Below are 3,918 nucleotides of genomic sequence, written 5' to 3' on the forward strand. Positions count from 1 at the left end.
GAAACCTTTAATCTAGTCAGCATCTTAATAATTGAACGATAAATCAATCGTAAGTGATTTTTAGAACGGTTTGATTGATACCATTCTTTAGTTATTTTAGCTCGTGCGACTCGAAATCTAATCGAGTACCTTGCGTAAAAAGGTCAACTGCTCTCGATCGATTCGATAATAGATCCACGTTCCTCGCCGCTCCTTCGTTAACAACCCCGCTTCATACATCACCTTGAGATGGTGGCTGACCGTCGGTTGTGATAATCCCAAAGACTCCACCAACTCACAAGCACAAACTTCCTCGCTAGGCTGCGCGGCGATCGCGCTCAATAATAGCAGCCGCGCGGGTTCGCCCAATACTCGAAATAGAACTGCGACCCCCGTAGCTTCGGCGGCAGTAAGATTTCCCGCTAACAGTGGCGGACAGCAATAAGTAGTGACTTTTGGAGTAGTGGCTTTTGCAAGTGTCATAAATTATATATTGACATAGATCGATATAGGTTGATAAGATATCGACAATTATCAATATCGATAGTCATCGATATAAATATGCACCACTCCCGCGAACTGTTAGCAGAATTTATCGGCACCTTCGTGCTAATTTTTGCAGGCACGGGCGCGGTCATGGTGAATAAACTTAGCGATGGTGCCGTTACCCATCTGGGCATCAGCATCGTATTTGGGGCGATCGTCACAGCCTTGATTTATAGCCTCGGTCATATCAGCGGCGCACATTTTAATCCAGCGGTGACGTTAGCATTTTGGACTAGTGGCTTTTTTCGCAAGAATTTAGTCATTCCATATATTCTGGCGCAAGCACTAGGCGCGATCGCGGCTTCGGGGCTGTTGCGAATATCACTGGGTGCGGTTGGCAACTTAGGAGCCACAATTCCTCGCGAGGGTAACTGGCTGCAATCGCTCGTATTAGAGACAGTACTGACCTTCATCCTGATGTTAGTGATTTTTGGCTCTGGACTCGATCGCCGCGCCCCGATCGGGTTTGCAGGCATGGCGATCGGTCTGACTGTCGCTGTCGAAGCGGCTTGTATGGGGCCGATTACTGGTGCAAGTATGAATCCGGTGCGATCGCTAGCTCCAGCCTTAGTTGGCTGGAATTGGCAGCACCATTGGCTCTATTGGGTTGCACCAATTCTCGGCGCACAGTTGGCCGTAGTAACCTATCGCCATTTATCAAACAACTTTTCCGACCTTAAAAATTAGGTTTTAGGTTTTAGGTTTTAGGTTTTAGGCTTTAGGGAATTGGAGTTCGATCTCAATTATTTTGGAAATCCAGGAGAAAAATATGAAACGTGTGATGTTTGTCTGCAAGAAGAATTCGGCTCGATCGCAAATGGCTGAAGGCTTTGCGAAACAGCTAGGTGCAGGCAAGATTGAAGTTACTAGTTCTGGTTTAGAGGCAAGTACCGTGCGGCCAGAGGCGATCGCGACGATGAAAGATGCAGGAATTGATATTACCAGCCAAACCTCGAAAGCCTTGAGTGAGTTTAAAGCCGAAGATTTTGATGTGGTGATTTCCCTGTGTGGCTGTGGTGTGAATTTACCACCAGAATGGGTAACGCGTGAAGTATTTCAAGATTGGCAACTCGACGATCCGGCAGAACAGCCAGAGATCTTTCCTAGAGTGCGGGATGAGGTCAAAGAACGCGTGACGAAGTTGATTGAAACCCAATCCAAATAGAGGTCAATATCGATGGCATCGCCAATTCAATCGATCGAGCAAAATCTGTGGTGGGTGATTCCTGGCAAACTTGCAGGCGTTCGGCAGCCGCAGGCATCAGAACTAGAGATGCTCAAAGCCGCTGGCATTGGTGCAATCTGTTCGGTGCTGGCAGATCGTGGAAATCTCGATCTGTACCAAGCGGCGGCAATACCCCATCTATGGCTACCAGTTACTGGGGGCATGGCTCCCAGTCGAGAACAGGTACAGGAGTTTCAAGCTTTTGTTGACGAGCAAAATGGACTGGGGCGGGGAGTGGCAGTTCATTGTACGGGTGGCAGGCACCGCACGGGGACGATGTTAGCTGCTTATCTAATCGTTACGGGTTGTGGTTATGAATCAGCACTCCAGAAAATTCTTGCTGCCAATCCAGAGGCTGAGTTGGAGACAGCTCAAAAAATCTCGCTCCGATCGCTAGCTGGAGACAAAGTATCATGACTCGGATGCTGATTATCGGTGGTAGCGATGCGGGCATTAGTGCGGCACTGAGGATGCGGGAATTAGATGCGGCGGTGGAGATAACGATCGTGCTTGCCGATCGATTTCCCAATTACAGCATCTGCGGTCTACCTTTTTTCCTGAGTGGTGAAGTGACGGACTGGCAGCACCTGGCACATCGTAAGGCTGAAGATATTACCAGCCTGGGTATCCAGTTATTAATGAACCATTGGGCAGAATCGATCGATCCGATGCAAAAAACTGTCACGGTCAAAGCACCAGATGGTGCGACAAAATTCATGGGCTATGACAAATTAATCCTGGGCACTGGCGGCACTTCTGTTAATCCCCCCATTCAAGGACTCGATCTGCCAGGAGTCTATCCGCTACGCTGGATGGCAGATAGTTTTGCAGTGCAACAGCACCTAACCGATCGATCTCCTCAACATGCTGTTATTATCGGGGCAGGCTACATCGGGCTAGAAATGGCCGATGCGCTAACGCTCAGAGGTTTGTCCGTTACTCTCATTCAAAGATCGAGTTCGATCCTCAAAACTATCGATCCTACTCTGAGTCAGTTAGTTGCTGATGAATTGACAAAACACGGTGTGGAAGTTGTGACAGATGTAGATATCGATCGGATCGAGTCGATCGACAAACGGCTATTAGTTGCTGATAGCATGGGTTTCCAGCGTGTGACAGATTTAGTCATTGTCGCTGTCGGTGTAAGTCCTGCGACCCAACTCGCTCAGACCGCTGGTGTTAGCTTGAGTGTCAATAGTGCAATTCAAGTCAATCGCTCGATGGAAACCAATCTTCCTGATATTTATGCCGCAGGGGATTGTGTGGAAACTTACCATCGGATTTTGGGTCGAAATATCTACCTACCGCTAGGCACAACCGCTCACAAACAGGGACGGGTTGCGGGAGAAAATGCTCTTGGCGGCCATCGCAAATTTCAAGGGTCGTTAGGTACGCAAGTCGTCAAAATCTTTGAAGTTGCCGCTGCCCGCACGGGATTGCGGGATGATGAGGCGATCGCCGCCGGATTGCGACCGCTGACAGTAGAAACAGATGTATGGCATCATAAAGCATATTATCCAGGCGCACATTCACTGCGAATCCGAGTGACGGGAGATCGCACTTCCGGTCGCCTACTGGGCGCGCAAATCGCTGGACACTACCAAGGTGAGGTCGCTAAACGCATTGATATCTTCGCAACCGCTTTGTTTCATGATATGAAAATGGATGAGTTAAACGATCTCGATTTGAGCTACACGCCGCCATTGGGTAGCCCTTGGGATGCCGTACAAATGGCGGCTCAAGCCTGGACAAAGCAGTGTTCCGAACAAGCACTCTAAATTTATGACTCAATTACCTGACAGTACGCTGGCGAGATCGACCCATCCCCCGAAAATTTTATTTCTCTACGGCTCCTTGCGCGATCGATCCTACAGTCGATTGGTGGCTGAGGAAGCAGCACGGATTATTCAAGAATTTGGCGCGGAGGTCAAGTTTTTTGACCCGCGCGAGTTGCCGATCTACGGTAGCGTGCCCGATACCCATCCCAAAGTCCAGGAGTTGCGCGAATTGAGCCTGTGGTCGGAGGGGCAAGTTTGGTCTAGTCCGGAAATGCATGGACAAATTACAGGCATACTCAAAAATCAGATCGATTGGATTCCGCTGAGTATCGGTGCAGTCCGACCGACACAAGGACGCACGTTGGCGGTAATGCAAGTCAGTGGCGGTTC

General features: G+C 49.2%; 6 protein-coding genes. 5 read left to right on the forward strand and 1 reads right to left on the reverse strand.

Annotation, left to right across the window (positions count from 1 at the left end; all coding sequences use genetic code 11):
* Positions 1-117 precede the first annotated feature (117 nt).
* Complete coding sequence (locus RMO84_RS02590; RefSeq protein WP_310486894.1) at positions 118-462, reverse strand: metalloregulator ArsR/SmtB family transcription factor; 345 nt, start codon at positions 460-462, stop codon at positions 118-120.
* Between the two features lie 78 nt (positions 463-540).
* Between RMO84_RS02590 and RMO84_RS02595 the strand changes: the two genes are divergently transcribed.
* The 5 genes from RMO84_RS02595 to RMO84_RS02615 form a co-directional block, all read left to right on the forward strand.
* Entirely contained in the window at positions 541-1,212 is a 672-nt protein-coding gene (locus RMO84_RS02595; RefSeq protein ID WP_310486895.1) for an MIP/aquaporin family protein, read from the forward strand.
* 82 nt (positions 1,213-1,294) lie between these two features.
* Positions 1,295-1,690 carry an arsenate reductase, glutathione/glutaredoxin type gene (gene arsC / locus RMO84_RS02600; RefSeq protein WP_310486896.1) on the forward strand — a complete coding sequence of 132 codons (396 nt, stop codon included), beginning with the start codon at positions 1,295-1,297 and terminating at the stop codon, positions 1,688-1,690.
* A 12-nt stretch (positions 1,691-1,702) separates the two neighbouring features.
* On the forward strand, positions 1,703-2,167 hold the full coding sequence (locus RMO84_RS02605; RefSeq protein WP_310486897.1) for a fused DSP-PTPase phosphatase/NAD kinase-like protein: 465 nt from the start codon (positions 1,703-1,705) through the stop codon (positions 2,165-2,167).
* Positions 2,164-3,528: an FAD-dependent oxidoreductase gene (locus RMO84_RS02610; protein WP_310486898.1), complete on the forward strand. Its 1,365-nt coding sequence runs from the start codon at positions 2,164-2,166 to the stop codon at positions 3,526-3,528. Before RMO84_RS02605 ends, RMO84_RS02610 begins: the two co-directional genes overlap by 4 nt.
* Before the next feature lie 4 nt (positions 3,529-3,532).
* Positions 3,533-3,918: NAD(P)H-dependent oxidoreductase (locus RMO84_RS02615; protein ID WP_310486899.1), on the forward strand; the 386-nt coding region annotated here is incomplete at its 3' end.

Source organism: Chamaesiphon sp. VAR_69_metabat_338 (assembly GCF_031423935.1).
Classification (GTDB): domain Bacteria; phylum Cyanobacteriota; class Cyanobacteriia; order Cyanobacteriales; family Chamaesiphonaceae; genus Chamaesiphon.